Annotated in this window: 1 protein-coding gene; it reads left to right on the forward strand. The window is 54.7% G+C overall.

The annotated features are described in order from the left end of the window. Positions 1-28: 28 nt before the first annotated feature. Positions 29-351, forward strand: a 323-nt coding sequence (locus IEY11_RS14510) for an RNA polymerase sigma factor (protein ID WP_243184038.1), incomplete at its 3' end; no start/stop codon positions are given.

Consider the following 351-nt stretch of genomic DNA (forward strand, 5'->3'; position numbering starts at 1 on the left):
CGAAAAAATCTGAATGGAGGAAAGGCAGATGGAAGTTACCATCAATTATAACGGACAAGCTGTGGCCGTGGAGGTCACGCTGGAAGTCTATGAATTTCTTGACCGGGCCGATCACAAAACGGAGAACCTGTTCCATGAACAGCGGCGGCATTGGGATGGCCGGGAGTTTGACGAGTACATCATTACCACCGAGGGTGTAGGAGCCTACGGCGAAACGCCGGAAGAATACCTTTGCCGCAAGGAAACACTGCATGAGCTGATGGCTGTTCTGGACACCTGTACCGAGGCCCAGCGCCGCCGGTTCCTGCTCTATGCGCTTGACGGGCTGAGCCTTGCAGAGATCGGTGTGCT

The organism is Butyricicoccus faecihominis (genome assembly GCF_014648015.1).
Classification (GTDB): domain Bacteria; phylum Bacillota; class Clostridia; order Oscillospirales; family Butyricicoccaceae; genus Agathobaculum; species Agathobaculum butyriciproducens.